11 protein-coding genes, 1 pseudogene and 1 riboswitch are annotated in these 17,448 nt (G+C 70.8%); of the genes and pseudogenes, 9 read left to right on the top strand and 3 right to left on the bottom strand.

Annotated elements, in window-relative coordinates:
• Positions 1–216 precede the first annotated feature (216 nt).
• Positions 217–873: pseudogene (locus tag ACWD3D_RS19610) on the bottom strand (AAA family ATPase); the annotation flags it as partial.
• 171 nt (positions 874–1,044) lie between these two features.
• Positions 1,045–1,142: riboswitch (glycine riboswitch) on the top strand.
• A gap of 148 nt (positions 1,143–1,290) precedes the next feature.
• Here ACWD3D_RS19610 and gcvT point away from each other — a divergent pair.
• The 7 genes from gcvT to ACWD3D_RS19645 all read left to right on the top strand — a co-directional run bounded on the left by gcvT (position 1,291) and on the right by ACWD3D_RS19645 (position 8,584).
• Entirely contained in the window at positions 1,291–2,406 is a 1,116-nt protein-coding gene (gcvT, locus tag ACWD3D_RS19615) for a glycine cleavage system aminomethyltransferase GcvT (RefSeq protein ID WP_451462105.1), read from the top strand.
• Between the two features lie 112 nt (positions 2,407–2,518).
• On the top strand, positions 2,519–2,896 hold the full coding sequence (gcvH, locus tag ACWD3D_RS19620) for a glycine cleavage system protein GcvH (protein WP_451462106.1): 378 nt from the start codon (positions 2,519–2,521) through the stop codon (positions 2,894–2,896).
• Positions 2,897–2,914: 18 nt separating this feature from the next.
• Entirely contained in the window at positions 2,915–4,177 is a 1,263-nt protein-coding gene (gene glyA / locus ACWD3D_RS19625; RefSeq protein ID WP_451462107.1) for a serine hydroxymethyltransferase, read from the top strand.
• Between the two features lie 159 nt (positions 4,178–4,336).
• Positions 4,337–5,719 carry an L-serine ammonia-lyase gene (locus tag ACWD3D_RS19630; protein ID WP_451462108.1) on the top strand — a complete coding sequence of 461 codons (1,383 nt, stop codon included), beginning with the start codon at positions 4,337–4,339 and terminating at the stop codon, positions 5,717–5,719.
• Between the two features lie 181 nt (positions 5,720–5,900).
• Positions 5,901–6,080 (top strand): hypothetical protein, encoded by a 180-nt coding sequence (locus tag ACWD3D_RS19635; RefSeq protein ID WP_451462109.1) that lies wholly within the window; start codon positions 5,901–5,903, stop codon positions 6,078–6,080.
• A gap of 146 nt (positions 6,081–6,226) precedes the next feature.
• The gene (locus tag ACWD3D_RS19640) at positions 6,227–6,724 is read left to right on the top strand and encodes a YbaK/EbsC family protein (protein WP_451462115.1); all 498 of its coding nucleotides are present in this window, start codon (positions 6,227–6,229) and stop codon (positions 6,722–6,724) included.
• Positions 6,725–6,955: 231 nt separating this feature from the next.
• Positions 6,956–8,584, top strand: coding sequence for a right-handed parallel beta-helix repeat-containing protein (locus tag ACWD3D_RS19645; RefSeq protein ID WP_451462110.1), 1,629 nt, complete (start codon positions 6,956–6,958; stop codon positions 8,582–8,584).
• 94 nt (positions 8,585–8,678) lie between these two features.
• On the opposite strand, the gene ACWD3D_RS19650 is transcribed toward ACWD3D_RS19645, so the two are convergent.
• Both ACWD3D_RS19650 and ACWD3D_RS19655 read right to left on the bottom strand, forming a co-directional pair.
• Positions 8,679–10,706: a LamG-like jellyroll fold domain-containing protein gene (locus ACWD3D_RS19650; protein ID WP_451462111.1), complete on the bottom strand. Its 2,028-nt coding sequence runs from the start codon at positions 10,704–10,706 to the stop codon at positions 8,679–8,681.
• A 135-nt stretch (positions 10,707–10,841) separates the two neighbouring features.
• Positions 10,842–12,971 (bottom strand): ATP-binding SpoIIE family protein phosphatase, encoded by a 2,130-nt coding sequence (locus ACWD3D_RS19655; RefSeq protein ID WP_451462112.1) that lies wholly within the window; start codon positions 12,969–12,971, stop codon positions 10,842–10,844.
• Positions 12,972–13,624: 653 nt separating this feature from the next.
• On the opposite strand from ACWD3D_RS19655, the gene ACWD3D_RS19660 reads away from it, so the two are divergent.
• Complete coding sequence (locus tag ACWD3D_RS19660; protein ID WP_451462113.1) at positions 13,625–14,632, top strand: terpene synthase family protein; 1,008 nt, start codon at positions 13,625–13,627, stop codon at positions 14,630–14,632.
• Positions 14,633–15,002: 370 nt separating this feature from the next.
• Positions 15,003–17,327 (top strand): peptidoglycan recognition protein family protein, encoded by a 2,325-nt coding sequence (locus ACWD3D_RS19665; protein WP_451462114.1) that lies wholly within the window; start codon positions 15,003–15,005, stop codon positions 17,325–17,327.
• Positions 17,328–17,448: the final 121 nt, after the last annotated feature.

Below are 17,448 nucleotides of genomic sequence, written 5' to 3' on the forward strand. Positions count from 1 at the left end.
GGTGCTCGTGATGATGTTCACCGGCTTGCTGATGTGGTTCATGGGCCTGTTCCCCGGATCGGCCGCCGGTCCGTCGACCGCCGCGACGGGCACGTCCGCCACCACCGGCTCCGGCACACCCGCCACGTCCGCCACCACCGGCCCCGGCACACCCGCCACACCCGCCACCACCGGCCCCGGCACACCCGCCACGCCTGCCACGTCCGCCACCACCGGCTCCGCCACCGGAAAGGCGATGGCCGCCAGCGCCCCGGCCGCCGGGCGGTCCAGCAGCACGGCGGAGGCGCAGCCCGGGGGCAGCAGGCCGCGCTCGGCGTCACGCAGCAGCCGGCCGACCGCGCGCCGGTGCCTGGCGAAGGCGTACCCGGAGACGCCGCGTCCGCGTTCGCGCTGGCCCGCCCTGGCCGTCCGGGGGGACACGTCGAGCAGCACCAGGTGGAGGGCACCGCCCCGGCGCGCCGCGTGGCGGGCCAGCCAGCGGCGTACCCAGCCCTGCGTCCCGCAGTCGTGGACGACGACCGCCTCGCCGGAGCGCAACGCGCCGAGCAGCCCGTAGTAGTGGGCGACGCGGACCAGGGGGCGGTAGAGGGCGTACGGGAGTAAGCGGGGCAGGGCCGCGGTGAAGCGGTCCCGGGTGTCCTGGGAGTCGACGGCGCGGGCGGTGACCGTGCGCCGGATCAGGGTGGACTTGCCACTGCCGGGCAGCCCGGAGACGACGACGACGTCCCCGGGGGCGAATTCCAGCCGCCGCGGTCCGTCCCCGGCCCCGCCGCGCAGGTCGTGTACGGCCGACGGCTCCTTCTTCGCGGCGGGTGGTGCGTGCCGCGACCGGGCAGCCCCCCGCACCACCCCCGCGTACGGTCGCAAGGACATCGGCACTCCCCCTGTCGAGTCACCCATACCTGCTCACAGAGTGTAAAGAATAGGTAATGCGCAGCAAGCGTCCCCGACGGGAAGCCGGGCGGTGGTGGTGGGCGGGGTACCGGCCGCCGGGGTCGCCCGCCGTGCGTGCGATGATGTGCGCGCAACTGCATACCGGCCGTTTGAATCCGCGCGGGAGAGTCCCGGCCACCGTGTGTGCCGGGCGCCGAAGGAGCAAGTTCCTCCCTTGAATCTCTCAGGCCCCGTACCGCGTGGATGAGGCAGATCTGAAAAGCGAGCCGTCCGACGGCTCCACCCAAGGTGCAAGCCGACCCGTCAGGGGCCTCTCGGCGAACCTCTCAGGTTCCGATGACAGATGGGGAGGGACCGTCCTCGTCGTCATGCCCTGCGCCCTGGGAGCCACACCTCATGAGCAACGCCCCCCGTACGACCGCCCTCGATGCGCTGCATCGCTCGCTGGGCGCGACCATGACCGACTTCGCGGGCTGGGACATGCCGCTGCGGTACGCCAGCGAGCGTGACGAGCACAACGCGGTACGCACCCGCGCCGGGCTCTTCGACCTCTCCCACATGGGCGAGATCGCCGTCACCGGCCCCGGTGCCGTCGCGTTCCTGAACCACGCGCTCGTCGGCAACATCGGCACGGTCGGCGTCGGCCGGGCCCGCTACACGATGATCGTCCGCGAGGACGGCGGCATCCTGGACGACCTGATCGTCTACCGGCTGGCCGAGACCGAGTACCTCGTGGTGGCCAACGCGGGCAACGCCCAGCTCGTCCTCGACACCCTGACCGAGCGGGTCGCCGGCTTCGACGCCGAGGTCCGCGACGACCGTGACGCGTACGCGCTGATCGCCGTCCAGGGCCCCGAGTCCCCCGCCATCCTGAAGGCCGTCACCGACGCCGACCTGGACGGGCTGAAGTACTACGCGGGCCTGCCCGGCACGGTCGCCGGGGTTCCCGCGCTCATCGCCCGTACCGGCTACACCGGCGAGGACGGCTTCGAGCTGTTCGTCGCCCCCGAGCACGCCGAGGCCCTCTGGCAGGCCCTCACCGAGGCCGGTGCCCCGCACGGCCTGATCCCCTGCGGGCTCTCCTGCCGCGACACGCTGCGCCTGGAGGCGGGCATGCCGCTGTACGGGCACGAGCTGACCACGGCGCTGACGCCGTTCGACGCCGGCCTCGGCCGGGTCGTGAAGTTCGAGAAGGAGGGCGACTTCGTGGGCCGCGAGGCGCTCACCGCCGCTGCCGAGCGCGCCGAGACCGCCCCGCCCCGCAAGCTCGTCGGCCTGGTCGCCGCCGGCCGCCGGGTGCCGCGCGCCGGTTTTCAGGTGGTCGCGGACGGCAAGGTGATCGGCGAGGTCACCTCCGGCGCCCCCTCCCCGACGCTGGCCAAGCCGATCGCCATGGCGTACGTCGACGCGGCCTTCGCCGCCCCCGGCACCGAGGGTGTCGGCGTCGACATCCGGGGCACCCACGAGCCGTACGAGGTCGTGGCCCTGCCGTTCTACAAGCGCCAGAAGTAGCCGGGCCCGGGGCCGTCGCGCCCCGCCCGCCGGGCGGACGTGACGCAGTCGCGTCTCATCCCGTAAGACCATCGTTCATCAGCACCCACCCGCGTACAGGAGAATTCACGTCATGAGCAACCCCCAGCAGCTGCGGTACAGCAAGGAGCACGAGTGGCTGTCGCCCGCCGAGGACGGCGTGGCGACCGTGGGCGTCACCGAGCACGCGGCCAACGCGCTCGGTGACGTCGTGTTCGCCCAGCTCCCGGAGGTCGGCGACACGGTGACCGCGGGCGAGACCTGTGGCGAGCTGGAGTCGACGAAGTCCGTCAGCGACCTGTACTCGCCGGTGTCCGGCGAGGTCGTGGCAGCGAACCAGGACGTGGTGGACGACCCGTCCCTGGTGAACTCGGCCCCCTTCGAGGGCGGCTGGCTGTTCAAGGTTCGCGTCGCCGAGGAGCCGGGGGATCTGCTCACCGCCGACGAATACACCGAGTTCTCCGGCAACTGAGACCCAAGGGACCGCCTGATGTCGCTTCTCAACTCCTCCCTCCACGAGCTGGACCCGGACGTCGCCGCCGCAGTCGACGCCGAGCTCCACCGCCAGCAGTCCACCCTCGAAATGATCGCCTCGGAGAACTTCGCTCCGGTCGCCGTCATGGAGGCGCAGGGCTCCGTCCTCACCAACAAGTACGCCGAGGGCTACCCGGGCCGCCGCTACTACGGTGGCTGCGAGCACGTCGACGTGGTCGAGCAGATCGCGATCGACCGCATCAAGGCGCTCTTCGGCGCCGAGGCCGCGAACGTCCAGCCGCACTCCGGTGCGCAGGCGAACGCCGCCGCGATGTTCGCGCTGCTCAAGCCCGGCGACACGATCATGGGTCTGAACCTGGCCCACGGCGGTCACCTGACCCACGGCATGAAGATCAACTTCTCCGGCAAGCTCTACAACGTGGTCCCGTACCACGTCGACGAGACCGGCGTCGTGGACATGGACGAGGTGGAGCGCCTCGCCAAGGAGTCCCAGCCGAAGCTGATCGTGGCCGGCTGGTCCGCGTACCCGCGTCAGCTGGACTTCGCCGCCTTCCGCCGCATCGCGGACGAGGTCGGCGCGTACCTGATGGTCGACATGGCCCACTTCGCGGGCCTGGTCGCCGCGGGCCTGCACCCCAACCCGGTGCCGCACGCCCACGTCGTCACGACCACCACGCACAAGACCCTCGGCGGTCCTCGCGGCGGTGTGATCCTCTCCACCCAGGAACTCGCCAAGAAGATCAACTCGGCGGTCTTCCCGGGCCAGCAGGGCGGCCCGCTGGAGCACGTGATCGCGGCCAAGGCCGTGTCGTTCAAGGTCGCGGCGTCCGAGGAGTTCAAGGAGCGCCAGCAGCGCACCCTGGACGGTGCCCGCATCATCGCCGAGCGCCTGGTCCAGCCGGACGTCACCGAGGTGGGCGTCTCCGTCCTCTCCGGCGGCACCGACGTGCACCTGGTCCTGGTGGACCTGCGCAACTCCGAGCTGGACGGCCAGCAGGCCGAGGACCGGCTCCACGAGGTCGGCATCACGGTCAACCGGAACGCCGTCCCGAACGACCCGCGCCCGCCGATGGTCACCTCCGGCCTGCGCATCGGTACGCCGGCCCTGGCCACCCGCGGCTTCCGGACCGAGGACTTCACCGAGGTGGCGGAGATCATCGCCTCGGCCCTGAAGCCCGCGTTCGACGCCGCGGACCTCAAGGCCCGCGTCGCCGCGCTGGCCGAGAAGTTCCCGCTGTACCCCGGCCTGAAGAAGTAGCAACCGCCTGTTCACGGGCATTTTTCGCAGGTCGGGCGGGGCATCGCGCACACTGGAAGGTGAGCGCGGTGCCCCGCCCTGTTGCTCCGCCCGCTCCCCCACACCCACTTTTCGTTTCGCCGGTGGACAACGGCGTCCACCCAGCTAGGAGTCTCCACCGTGGCCATTTCGGTCTTCGACCTGTTCTCGATCGGCATCGGGCCGTCCAGCTCCCACACCGTGGGCCCGATGCGGGCGGCGCGGATGTTCGCGCGGCGGCTGAAGAACGAGGGCCTGCTCGCGCCGACCGCCTCGATACGCGCGGAGCTGTACGGCTCCCTCGGCGCGACCGGCCACGGCCACGGCACGCCGAAGGCGGTCCTCCTCGGCCTGGAGGGCGAGTCCCCCCGGACCGTCGACGTCGAGTCCGCCGACGCCCGGGTCGAGCGGATCCGCTCCACCGGCCGCATCAGCCTGCTGGGCGCGCACGAGATCCCCTTCGACGCGGACGAGCACCTCGTCCTGCACCGCCGCAAGGCCCTCCCGTACCACGCGAACGGCATGTCCCTCCACGCCTACGACGAGACCGGCGCCCTGCTGCTGGAGAAGACGTACTACTCGGTGGGCGGCGGGTTCGTCGTCGACGAGGACGCGGTCGGCGCCGACCGGATCATCCCCGACGACACCGTCCTCGCCCACCCCTTCCGCACCGGCGACGAGCTTCTCCGCCTGGCCCGGGAGACCGGACTCTCCATCTCTTCACTGATGCTGGAGAACGAGAAGGAGTGGCGCACCGAGGAGGAGATCCGTACCGGCCTGCTGGAAATCTGGCGGGTCATGCAGGCGTGCGTCAGCCGGGGCATGTCCCGCGAGGGCATCCTCCCCGGCGGCCTGAGGGTCCGCCGCCGCGCCGCCAACACCGCGCGCCAGTTGCGCGCCGAGGGCGATCCGCAGACCCACGCGATGGAGTGGATCACCCTCTACGCCATGGCCGTCAACGAGGAGAACGCCGCCGGCGGCCGGGTCGTCACCGCCCCGACCAACGGTGCGGCGGGGATCATCCCGGCGGTGCTGCACTACTACATGAACTTCGCGGCCGGCGGCGCCACCCCGGAGGAGAAGGACGACAGCGTCGTCCGCTTCCTCCTCGCGGCGGGCGCGATCGGCATGCTCTTCAAGGAGAACGCCTCGATCTCGGGCGCCGAGGTCGGCTGCCAGGGCGAGGTCGGCTCCGCCTGCTCCATGGCCGCCGGAGCCCTCGCCGAGGTCCTCGGCGGCTCCCCCGAGCAGGTCGAGAACGCCGCCGAGATCGGCATGGAGCACAACCTCGGCCTCACCTGCGACCCGGTCGGCGGCCTCGTCCAGATCCCCTGCATCGAGCGGAACGGCATGGCGGCCGTCAAGGCCGTCACCGCCGCGAAGATGGCCCTGCGCGGCGACGGCACCCACAAGGTCTCCCTGGACAAGGTCATCAAGACGATGAAGGAGACCGGCGCGGACATGTCGGTGAAGTACAAGGAGACCGCGCGCGGCGGGCTCGCGGTGAACATCATCGAGTGCTGAGGCTCTGGGCCCTGACCAGCGCGTTTACGTCTTTCAGCGCTGTCAGGGCCTTCCCTGCTCACGCGGCGGAAAGTCCCTGGAATCTCCCTGGGACAGACGTGAAAGTCCCTGCGAAGTCCCTGCCGGATGCCTCGCCGATGGGCGCTTGACCCGGAAGTTCGCGACACCCGCGCAGCGATGGATGTCCCTCCGACACACCCGCTCGGAGAATCACCTCATCCAGCGCCAACTGGAACGGGACCGGCTGCGCGGGCTCATCGAAGACGCGGAAACCGAACACGGCCCGGTCGATCAGGCGGCGGACGACGCCAAACGCGCCATTCTCCGCGGCGACGCCGCGGGCTCCGCGGACGCCGCGTGAGCGGCACGCTCGTCCTGGACTGCGAAGGCCCGTCCAACCTGGTGGCGCACGGCTCTTCGGCGGCACCGCGAGCGGGCGCCCGCTCCTCGACCCCTAAGGTCGTCCCGAACCACACGGGCATGTCGGGAACCGAACGGGAGAACACGATGGCTACGGACGACGCCGACGGCATCTACGGCAAGCTGCTGTCCCTGCTGGACGAGCGCGGGGCCGCGTACCGGGTGATCGAGCACGCCCCGGAGGGCAACTCCGAGGCGGTCAGCCTGCTCCGCGGCCACCCCCTCGACCAGGCCGCCAAGTGCATCGTCACGATGGTGAAGGTCGGCAAGAAGGAGAAGCACTTCGTCCTGGTGGTCGTGCCGGGGGACAAGCGGGTCGACCTGGCGGCGGTGAAGGCACTTTACGGCGGGAGTTACGCCTCCTTCGCCTCGGCCGACATCGCTGAGGACCTGGCCAAGTCCCCGAGCGGCACGATCCTCCCGTTCTCCTTCGACGACCGGCTGGAACTGATCGTGGACCCCGCGCTGCTGGTCCACCCGGAGATGTATTTCAACGCCGGCCGCCTCGACCGCTCGCTCGCCCTGTCCACGGCGGACTTCCGGTCCGTCGCCGAGCCCCGGGTGGAGCCGGTCTCGGCGGACTGACGGGAGGGCCGGCGGGGGCCGGCCGGACGCGCGAAGACGCGCCCCACAGGCCCCCTGTCGTGGCGACTTCGCACGGGGGGGGCGGCCCACGAAGTGACAGCCACGGATTGGCACCCGGCCCCCGGTCCCGTGATCAACTTCGGTGGGAGGACGCGTACACGGGCCGTTGCGCGGTGGCGGTCCCGAGCGCGTGCCCACGCCACGACACTCTCATCGAAGGAAGAACACCACATGGACAGACGTGCACTGATGCTGGCGACCGGCGGACTCCTGGGTGGCGTCGGTACCGCCCAGGTGGTGGCGGGGTCGTCGGCCGTGGCCGCCGAAGCGGACGCCACGGCCGGCCCGCTCTTCGACGTACGACTCTACGGGGCGGTCGGAGACGGCGTCGCCGATGACACCCCGGCCTTCCGCCGGGCACTGGCCGACGCCCGGGCGGTGCCGGGAGGCGGGGCGACGCTGTTGGTGCCGGCGGGCAGCTATCCACTCGGGGAGTCGTTGCTGCTCGGTCCCGGTATGAGCGTGCGCGCGTACGGAGCCCGGTTGTTCCGGACCGGCAACACCTCGGCCCTGGTCAAGAACTGGACGACCGGCATGCCCGCGGTCGGCGGATACGCGGGAGCCGGGAACATATCCGTCTTCGGCGGCACCTGGGACATGCGTGGCAGTACCTTCACCTCGACATGCCCGGCCTTCGTCTTCACTCACGCCGACGGCCTCACCATCCGTGACGCTGCCGTCCTCGACGTTCCCGAGGCGCACGCCGTAGAGATCAACGCGATGCGTCGGGTCAGGATCGTCGACTGCCTCTTCGACGGCGTGTACGTGGCTCCCGGTACGCCCACCGTGCCGAATCGACACGAGGCCGTGCAGATCACCGGTGCCACCAACGCGAACAACCTGCCGGCACCCGACTACGACGGCACTTCCTGTGAGGACGTGCTGATTTCCGGCTGCACCTTGCGCAACTCCTTCGCCACCCTTGCCCCCTACGACGCCCTGTGCGGCGATCACTACGTCGCTTCGTCCGACGCCCCCCGCCCTCTGCACCGGAACATCCGCATTCTGGGGAACCGGGTGGAGGGCAGCGGCGCGTACGGCATTCGCGCCACCGATTGGCAGCAGTCGGTGATCTCCGGGAACACGATCGACTCCGCGGCGGTCAACGGCATCTACGTCACTTCCGGTTCCGGCAACCCCCTGCAGGACATCGCGGTGACTGGCAACACCATCCGCGGCACCGGGTCGGGTGGCGCGATCGTGGTGTCCAACAGTGGCACGGGCCGGAACAGTTCGGTGGTCGTCAGCGACAACATCGTCCGTGAGGTGGCCGGCGAGACGGGTATCTACATCGGCCAGAGCGACGGCGCTTCGGTCACCGGCAACATCATCGCCACGACCCGCCACCCGGCCGGGGGCAACGCCCAGGGAATCCAGCTCCAGGGCTCCCCGAACGCACTGGTCACCGGCAACCACGTGTCGGACATCGAGGGTGACGGCATCGGCATCGACAGCGCCTCGCACGGTGTCCTGGTCGCGCAGAACACCGTGCTGAACGCCGCACGCAACGGCATCGCCATCGCCTCCTCCGACATCGCGGTGCGCGACAACCGGGTCACCGGGGCGGGCACCTCAGGTCTGGCGGGCACCTACGCCATCCGCATCGGCGGCAACGCGGTGAACGTGTCCTGCCAGGGCAACGTGTCCCGACCGAGTGGGGGCACGGGCGCCGAGGCGGGCATCGGCGTGATGGCGGGCAGCCAGGCTGCCTGGATCACCGGCAACGACATGCGCGGCTGGGGCACTGCGGCGGTCCTCGACCTGGCCTCCGGGACTGTGGCATCCAACAATCCCGGCTGAGGCGACCGAGTTCTCCGGGGCCGGGCGGGGTGCCGCACCCCGCCCGGCCTTCACCCGAGCCCGCCCCGCCCGGCCTTCGCCCGCCCCGCCCCGGTCAGGCGTTCATGAACTGGTCCACCCGCAGCGCCCGGTCGACGATGCGGACGTCGCCGAGGGTGCCGTGGAAGACCTGGCTGACGTTCCCGGCCCACTGGTAGCCGCCGACCAGGAACGGCTTGTGCAGTGAGGCCAGGCCGACCGCCTTCGAGGTGGGGTTGCGGCCCTCCTCGCAGCCGTTCACGTAGAGCTTGCTGACCTTGCCGTCGTTGACGACGGCGACGTGCCACCACTCCTGCTGCTGGAGCAGGTGGCTCCACGCGGTGGTCGCTCCGTCCATGTTGAGCGGGTAGGCGTTCCACTGGATCTCCAGGGAGCCGCTGAGACCCAGCGTCATGACCGGTTCGTCGGCGGTCGACGTCGGGCCGTTCTTCCCGGCCTCCGCGGCGGTGCCGGCGCGGCTGAGCATCGAGGACCAGCCGTTGCGGCCGCCGTTCCAGTCGGCGGGCACCTTGAAGAACAGCTCGATGGTGTAGCCGTGCGGGAAGGTCTCCGCGTTGATCGGGGCCTTGTCGACGGTACGGAGGTAGGCGCCGGACACCGGGTTGCCCTGGCCCGCGAAGACGAGGCCGCCGTGTCCGGGCTGGTCGGGGTGGTGGTCGCCGGTCCAGGTCAGCGCGTTCGCGGCGGCGCCCGGTACCTGCTGGAGGACGAGGTCGTTGCCGTGTCCCGCCTGGTCCTGGACGACCGTGCCTTCGGCCAGGTTGCCGCCCTCGGTGCCGGAGCCGTCGAACCGCCAGTACGCGAGGGTGCCGGGAACCAGCATCCGCCGGGCGGCGCGGGGGCCGCGCTCCGCGACCGGGGCGAAGCCGGCGAAGCGCTCGTCGAAGTCGATGTCCATGGAGAAGTAGTCGACCGGGGAGGTCAGTTCGATCTCCTTGGCGGCGGCGGCGTTCAGCTCGTCCTCGGCCGCGCGTTCCCGCATCCACGGGGAGAACGTCGCGATGTCGATCGTGCCCCGGTTGAGGTCGAAGCGGTACGACCGCAGCATGCCGGAACCGCCGTAGTAGCGGTCCTGGTAGTTGGTGATGTGCAGGTGCACGTCGTTGCCGGCGCTGTTCTTCTTCACGGTGGAACCGGGCGGCCAGTAGTGGCCGTTCAGGGTGAGGAAGATCTGGTCGTTGTCCTTGATCAGGCCGTCCCACATCTGCTGCCCGTACGCCGAGAGGTCGGCGGACCCGTCGTCGTACGAGCCGACGATCTCGTGGGTCGTCACGATCACCGGGAGGGTCGGGTTCTCCTTGATGACGGCGTTGGCCCAGGCGAACCCGGCCGCCGACATGCGCCAGTCGAGGGAGAGCACCATCCAACGGCGCCCGCCCGCACGGAAGATGTGGCTGGTGTTGTAACCGTCGGGGCTGGAGGAGTGGTACGCGGGCGACTTCTTGGCGCGCGCCGGGCCGAACGTGTCCAGGTACGGGGTCCGGCCCCGCTGGTCGTCCCCGCCGACGTCGTGGTTGCCCGCCAGCACGCCGTACGCGGCGCCCGCGTCGTCGAGCATGTCGAAGACCTTGGTCACGGCGGCGTACTCCTCGGCGTGACCGTTGTTGGTCACGTCGCCGAGGTGGGCGAGGAAGACGATGTTCTCGTCGTTGCCGCCGGCCCGCCCGGCCGGGTCGAGGACGTAACGGAAGGACGCCTCCATCGGGGCCGGGTGGATCCGGTCGATGTCGAACATGTACTGGGTGTCGGGCATCACGACGAAGGTGAACCGCGGGCTTTCCGGGTCCGGGCTCCACGTGCCGCGCTTGCCGCGGCCGGTCTTCTTGCCGTCGTCGTACGTGTCCGCGTCGGACGCGCCCGAGGCGAGGGCCGGGGTCGCGCCGAGCAGTCCGGTCGCGGTCGCGGCGACCCCCGCGCCGAGGACACCGGCGCCCCGCAGGAAGGTGCGCCGGCTCTTGGCCGCGAGCCCCTCCCCGTCGAGGTCCGCGGTGCGCGGACAGCCGCAGTCGGCCGAGTGCGTGGCCGCTTCCGTCAGCGGGCTCCGCTCCGGGGCGTCGGCGCTGTCGTCAGGGGTGGTGTGCATGCGTGCTCCCAGCGAAAAGAAGTGGATGCTCGCACGCTAGAAAGGCCACCGGGGCGGGCGGATGTCGCACCGGCGACCATCCGCCCAACACTCCGACAACTCCGTGACCTGGGACGGAGCCTCCCGATAGAGGCCCTACAACTCCACCTCGGCCCAGATGATCTTCGCGTCGTGGGTGTAGCGGGTGCCCCAGCGGGAGGCGAGCTGGGACATGATGAAGAGGCCTCGGCCGCCCTCGTCGCCGGCCCGGGCGTGCCGCAGATGGGGGGCGACGAGACTGGCGTCGCGGACCTCACAGGTGAGGGTGTGGGTACGGACCAGCCGCAGGGACAGCGGCGGGGTGCCGTAGCGCACGGCGTTGGTGACCAGTTCGCTGACGATGAGCTCGGCCGCGTACAGCGCGTCCTTGGGGACCCTCCATTCGGCCAGGTGGGCGCGGGTCGCGGTGCGGGCTTTCGCCGGGGCACCCGCGTCGTCGTCGAGCAGGACGGTGACCGCCCGGGCCGCGCTGACCTCCATGGGACGGGCGAGGAGCAGCACCGCGCCCTCCGGGTGGGCGACGGGCGGGTAGTTGTACATGATGGCGTCGGCGATCTCCTGGAGGTCCCGGTCGGGTGGTGCGAGCACCTCGTCGACCGGGCGCAGGCCCGGGCGGTCGCGCAGGTTGCTGCCGCCGCTGTGCATGACCAGGAGGCTGCCCGGGGCCAGTTCGATCTCGGCGGTGGAGAAGGGGGCGCCCTCGGTCGCGGAGAGCGGCGGCCCCTCGGGCAGGTCGAACGGGAGCGGGGTGCCGTCCGGGCGGACGATGTGGGGGATCGGCGCCCCCGCCCGGGCCACCGTCCAGAGCCGGGTGAACGGGTCGTACTCCCCGTAGAGGCAGGTGGCCCTGAGGGGCCGGTGGCGCAGGGCGTCACCGACGGGGAGCGCCGCCCGTTCCTCGGCGAGCTGGACGGCGATGTCGTTGACCCGGGAGAACAGTTCTTCGGGTGAGAGGTCGAGGGCGGCGAGCGTCCTCACGGCGGTACGGAGCTGGCCCATGGTCGTCGCGGTCTGCACGCCTTGGCCGTCGACCCGGCCGACGACGAGGGCGGTCCGCGCGCCGGAGAGGGAGATGGTGTCGAACCAGCTGCCGCTGTTGCGTCCGGGCAGATAGACGTGGGCGGTGTCGACGGCGATCGGGGAGGCGGGGCCCGAGGGCAGCAGCCGTCGCTGGACGGTGGAGGCGACGCTGTGGTCGCGCTCGTAGCGCCGCGCGTTGTCGACGCTCAGCGCGGTGTGCGCGGCGAGCGTCACCCCGAAGGCGAGGTCGCTCTCGTCGTACGCCTCGCTCCCGGCGCACCGGTAGAAGCTGACGACGCCGAGCGCGGTGCCGCGCAACGCCAGGGGCGCCACGATCAGCGAGTGCGACCCGAACTCCGCGATGGACCTGGCCCGGTCGGGGTCGGTCTCGTACCAGGGCAGATCGGGGGTGAGCTGCACCAGGCGGGGGTTGAGGTCGCCGAGCGAGAGGGAGTACGGGGTCGGGTGCGGCATCTCCCGTACGTCGCCCACCGGGTGGGCGGCCCCGTCCGCGCCGAGGGGGCCTCGGAACGCGATGCGGCGCAGCGGGGTGCCCCGGGCGGGTGGGCCGGTGAGGGCGTCGGCGCCGCGCAGGACGTCGTCCACGATCTCGACGACGGCGATGTCGGCGAACCCGGGGACCAGTGCCATGACCAGTTCCTCGCAGGTGACGGCGAGGTCGAGGGACTGGCCGACGCGTTCGCGTACGGCGTCGAGGGCCGCGGCACGGGCGGCGTTGCGTTCCTGGGCGGTGATGTCCGCGGCCAGCACGAGCAGTGCCGCCGGTCCCGGGTCCGAGGTGTCCGGCAGTGCGGCGGTGTCCGTGTCGGCGGCCAGCGGGTGGAAAGCGACGGCGAAGGTGCGGTCGGTGCCGGCCGGGTCGGTGCGGTGGGCCCGGGCGACGCCGACGGGGCCCTCGCTCCGTTCGGTCACTGCCGGGACGGACGAGGGGCGCTCCGGGGTGCCGGTGCCGGGTTCGAGGGCACGCACCGCCGCGTAGGGGTCCTCCAGCCGGAACACGTCGGTCAGGAGCTGTCCGACCACCTGGTCCGGGGCCTCACCGAAGGTCAGCGCGCCGGCCCGGACGATGCGCAGGTCCCGGTCGACCACGTACGTACGGATGACGGGGGCGGTCACGAGGGCGTGCAGCAGAGCGGGGGGTGCCGGGTCCGGGGGAACCGCAGACGGCAGGTCGTCGTCCGGCACTGCTCCACCACCGCCCTTCGAACACGACTTCGCCTCACACCACCTTGGGACGCCCGACGAGTCCGCGCCATCGGGGGACGTACGGACGGAGGACGGGCGGCGGCGGCCGGCGGGCAGGTGCCGGACGGGCCCGGGGAGGACGTCGGGGGGCAGCTGTGCCAAGGATTCCGGACGTGGAACGTCGGATTCGCGGGGACGAGCCGGGGGTTTGGGGATCTCGGCCGGCGGGCGCACGGCAAAGCTAACCGGACCGGTGGGGGAAGCCCGTCATACAAAAGCCGAGACGTCACGGAGTGGGCTATGACGGTCATCAACCGCTCATAAAGCCATCAGGGTTCGGCGGCACCATACAATTTCGGTCACGAGCGACTTCCCTCAGCCGCTCGCCCGGGGTTGACTGGGTGTCACGCATGGTGACGCGACGGTTCGAAGTCCGGTTCCGCCCGACCGCCGAATACACCCGTTCGGCGGTCTCGGTGCGACAGGGAAGGAGAGGGAGGAACCAACACAACCCGCAGGGTGAAGCCTTGGCCAATGAAGGCGGATTCCGGAACGCTCGGTTCCGCCGACGCCTCCCGACTTCGCGCTCCGTGTGCACCACGACCGCTCACCGAACCCACCCTCCATCCACATCGTCTTGACGAGGGGTACCAATGAGCCAGATCGCGTTACCGGCGTTTCATATGCCGTTCTCCAGCGCCGGATGCAATCCGGGTCTGGAGAAAACCAAGGAGGCCGCCTGGAAATGGGCGGACTTCCATGGCGTGGAACTCTCCCCGGCGGCCCGGAAGAAAATGATCAGAACCCGGCCGGAGCTGTGGATCTCCCTCATCTTCCCGTCCGCTTCCCAACGGCACCTCGACCTCTTCTGCCAATGGCTTTTCTGGGCCTTCCTGGTGGACGACGAATTCGACGACGGACCCGCCGGGCGTGATCCCCGGATGTGCGGGACCGCCATCACCCGCCTCGTGGAGGTACTCGACGGGGCCGTACCGCACTCCGCCATGGAACTGACCCTGGAGGAACTGCGGAACCGCACGTACCGCGAGCGCTCGGCCGCCTGGGTACGGCAGTTCCGCCGGGACACCGTGGCCTGGCTGTGGACGTACTACGCCGAGGCGGTCGAACGCGCCGCCGGACAAGTGCCGTCCAGGGCCGAGTTCGTGAAACACCGGCGCGATTCCGTGGCGATGCAGCCCTTTCTCGATCTCCACGAGATCACGGCGGGCATCGATCTCACGGATGCCGCCCGGAGCCTTCCCGCGTACATCGCGCTCCGGGACGCGGTGACCGATCATTCGGGTCTCTGCAACGACATCTGCTCCTTCGAGAAGGAGGCGGCGCTGGGCTACGAACACAACGCCGTCCGCCTCATCCAGCGCGATCGCGGCTGCACGCTCCAGGAAGCGGTCGACGAGGCCGCCATCCAGCTCGCCCGGATAACGGAACGGGTTCGGCGCGCGGAAAAGGACCTGGTCGAGGAAATGGACGCGGCCGGGATAGAGGGTGCGGAACGAGTCGCCCTCGAACGCTGTGTACGGGACTACCGCGGGCTCGTGCGGGGAGACTTCGACTACCACGCGCGGGCCGAGCGCTACACCAGGCCGGACCTGGTGGAGCCCGAGGAACGGAGCGAACTCTCCCGGTTCTTCGCGGCGTGAACGACCACGCCCGACCCCGGAACCGGGCGCCCGGATCGCCCGGGGATTCCTGAGGAGAGGCCCTCCCGAAGGCCCGTCAGGCGCATGAGGCGCCCACGGTATGCGGCTTCCGGACTTTCGGCGGCGGAACCCCGGAAGCCGCATCCGGCGACGCCTTGGAGAGCACCCCACCACCACTTGACGAACGGATGACCGAGACCGAACCCGTTCGAGTGATTTCCCGTGCGAGACTGTGCCCTCCGGCACCAAAGGGTCGGCTGTTTCCTGTGGGTTGCCCCGTATCGCGGAGGCGTCGTACCGACCACACCCCAGGTTGAACCCCGACCGGCGGATCGCCGTTCTCTCTCTCATCATCCTCGGGGAATCACACGTGAGATCAAAGCGCAGAGTATGGGCCACGGCTGCCGTCGCGACGGCAGCCGTGGCGGGTGTGCTCGTGTTCCAGGGAGTCTCCGGCACCGACGGCACCGACGGGGGCGTGGACGCCAAGTCCGCCCCGGCGCGGGTCGACGTGCACGCGAACGAGCTCAAGGTGTCGGCGGACGGGACCACCGCCGACTTCACGCAGAAGCACACCAAGCCCTTCAGCCTGCTGGGTGTCACCTGGACCGACCCGGCGGCCAAGGTCTCCGGCACCGTCGAGGCCCGCACCCGCTCGGTGGCGACCGGCGAGTGGACCGGCTGGCTGCCGCTGGCGACCGACGTGGACGGGCGCACCGAGACCGGTCAGCCCGGTGTGCGGGGCACCACCGAGCCGCGCTGGGTCGGGGTGTCGAACGGTGTGGAGGTCCGGGTGACCTCCGGGGGCACCTCCTCGGCCGGTCTGCCCGCCGGTCTCCGCCTGGACACCGTAGACCCCGGCACCTCCGGGCTCGACGCGGAGACCGCCGCGTACGCGCAGGACATGAAGGAAGGTTTCGCCGAGGACGGCGAGAGCGCGGAGCCCACCCCGGCGGACACCACGTCGGCCCCGGAGACCTCCGCGCCCACGGCGATCGAGAGCGCCGCGGGCTCCGGCGAGCTGTCGGGCTCGGACTCCGGCGAGCCGACGGCAACCGTGACGACGGCGGCGCCCACCACAGCGGCGCCGGGCGTGACGCCGTCCCCGACCACCCCCGCGCCGACGCCCACGGCCGCCAGTCCCACGCCGACCGCCTCGACAGGGCCGGTCTCCACGATGCCGAAGCCGCCGATCGTCAGCCGGGCAGGCTGGGGCGCGGACGAGAAGCTCAACGACGAGGCGCCGGAGTACACGACCTCCGTCAAGGCCGTGTTCGTGCACCACACCGCGCAGACGAACGACTACTCCTGCACGGACTCCCCCGCGATCATGCGGAGCCTGCACGCCTTCCACGTCAAGTCGAACGGCTGGAAGGACCTGGGCTACAACTTCATCGTCGACAAGTGCGGGACGATCTTCGAGGGCCGCAAGGGCGGTGTGGACAAGCCGGTGTTCGGCGCCCACACCTACGGCTTCAACCGTGAGACGGCCGGTATCGCGGTCATCGGCAGCTACACCGACACCAAGGCATCGGCCGCCGCGACCACGGCGGTGGCCAGGATCGCCGCGTGGAAGCTCGGCCAGTACAAGGGTGACCCGAGCGGCAAGACGACGCTGGTGGCGGGCGCGACCCAGACGAGCGGCACCGGCATCGACTACGTCGCCGGACAGACCTACTCCTTCAACCAGGTCTCCGGACACCGCGACGGCTTCAACACCGAGTGCCCCGGCACCCTGCTCTACGGGCAGTTGGGCGCGATCCGCTCCGCCGCGGCGGGTCCGGTCACCGGGCTGGCCATCTCCTCGGTGACCGGCAGCAGCACCTCGGGCACGACGACGTACACGCAGTCGGGCGTGAAGGTTTCCTGGACGGCCACCACCCCGTCCGCGCTGATCTCCAAGTACGAGCTGCTGGTGGACGGCAAGTCCGTCGCCACCACGAGCGGCACCGCCACCTCCGCCTCGGCGACGCTCGCCCTCGGCACCCACAAGGTGCAGGTCCGGGCGACGCACATGTCGGGCAAGGTCGCGCCGCTCTCGGCCGCCGCGACCGTGGTCGCCGAGAAGACGGCCCCCGCCTTCACCACCAAGCCCTCGCTGGCGCTGAGCGCCGGCACGGTCAGCACCACGGCGGTGCCCGTCACCCTGAAGTGGAAGGCCGCGGACGGGATCGCGCTGAAGGAGGTCCGGCTCACCGCCCCGGTGGCGAAGACGTACTCGGCGACGACGACCAGCGCCGCCCAGACCACCAAGCCCGGTGTGTCGACGACCTGGAAGATGTCGGCGTACGACCGCGCGGGCAACACCGCCGCCGCCTCCGTGGCCGGTACCCCGGTGATCCTCCAGGAGACCTCCACCGCCCGGACGGGTACGTGGACGGCGAAGTCCTCGACGAGCTACCTCGGCGGGAAGTCGTACTCCAGCAGCGCCAAGAACGCGAGCATGACCTGGACGTTCACCGGCCGGTCGGCCGCGCTCGTCGTCTCGCGCGCCTCGACCTCGGGGCAGGTGTACGTCTACGTGGACGGCAAGAAGACGGCCACGGTGGACCTGAAGTCCGCCACCACCAAGTACCGCGACGCGATCTGGACGACCACCTGGCCGGCCGCCGCCAAGCACACGGTGAAGCTGGTCGTGGTCGGCACGAGCGGCCGGCCCGCCGTCACCACGGACGGGCTCGTCTACCTCAAGTAGTGCCCGTACCGCACCCCATACAGCGCGCCCCCGCCACTTCGACTTCAAGCCGGTACGCACCGACGGCATCGACGGCGTCTGGGAGTCCGCGAAGAACTGCATGCGCAACTACCTCATCCTC

Source organism: Streptomyces sp. NPDC002690, assembly GCF_053592415.1.

Coding starts and splice junctions, on each gene's coding strand:
- gcvT (WP_451462105.1), top strand. CDS start 1,291: ATGAGCAACGCCCCCCGTACGACCGCCCTCGATGCGCTGCATCGCTCG.
- gcvH (WP_451462106.1), top strand. CDS start 2,519: ATGAGCAACCCCCAGCAGCTGCGGTACAGCAAGGAGCACGAGTGGCTG.
- glyA (WP_451462107.1), top strand. CDS start 2,915: ATGTCGCTTCTCAACTCCTCCCTCCACGAGCTGGACCCGGACGTCGCC.
- ACWD3D_RS19635 (WP_451462109.1), top strand. CDS start 5,901: ATGTCCCTCCGACACACCCGCTCGGAGAATCACCTCATCCAGCGCCAA.
- ACWD3D_RS19640 (WP_451462115.1), top strand. CDS start 6,227: ATGGCTACGGACGACGCCGACGGCATCTACGGCAAGCTGCTGTCCCTG.
- ACWD3D_RS19645 (WP_451462110.1), top strand. CDS start 6,956: ATGGACAGACGTGCACTGATGCTGGCGACCGGCGGACTCCTGGGTGGC.
- ACWD3D_RS19650 (WP_451462111.1), bottom strand. CDS start 10,706: ATGCACACCACCCCTGACGACAGCGCCGACGCCCCGGAGCGGAGCCCG.
- ACWD3D_RS19660 (WP_451462113.1), top strand. CDS start 13,625: ATGAGCCAGATCGCGTTACCGGCGTTTCATATGCCGTTCTCCAGCGCC.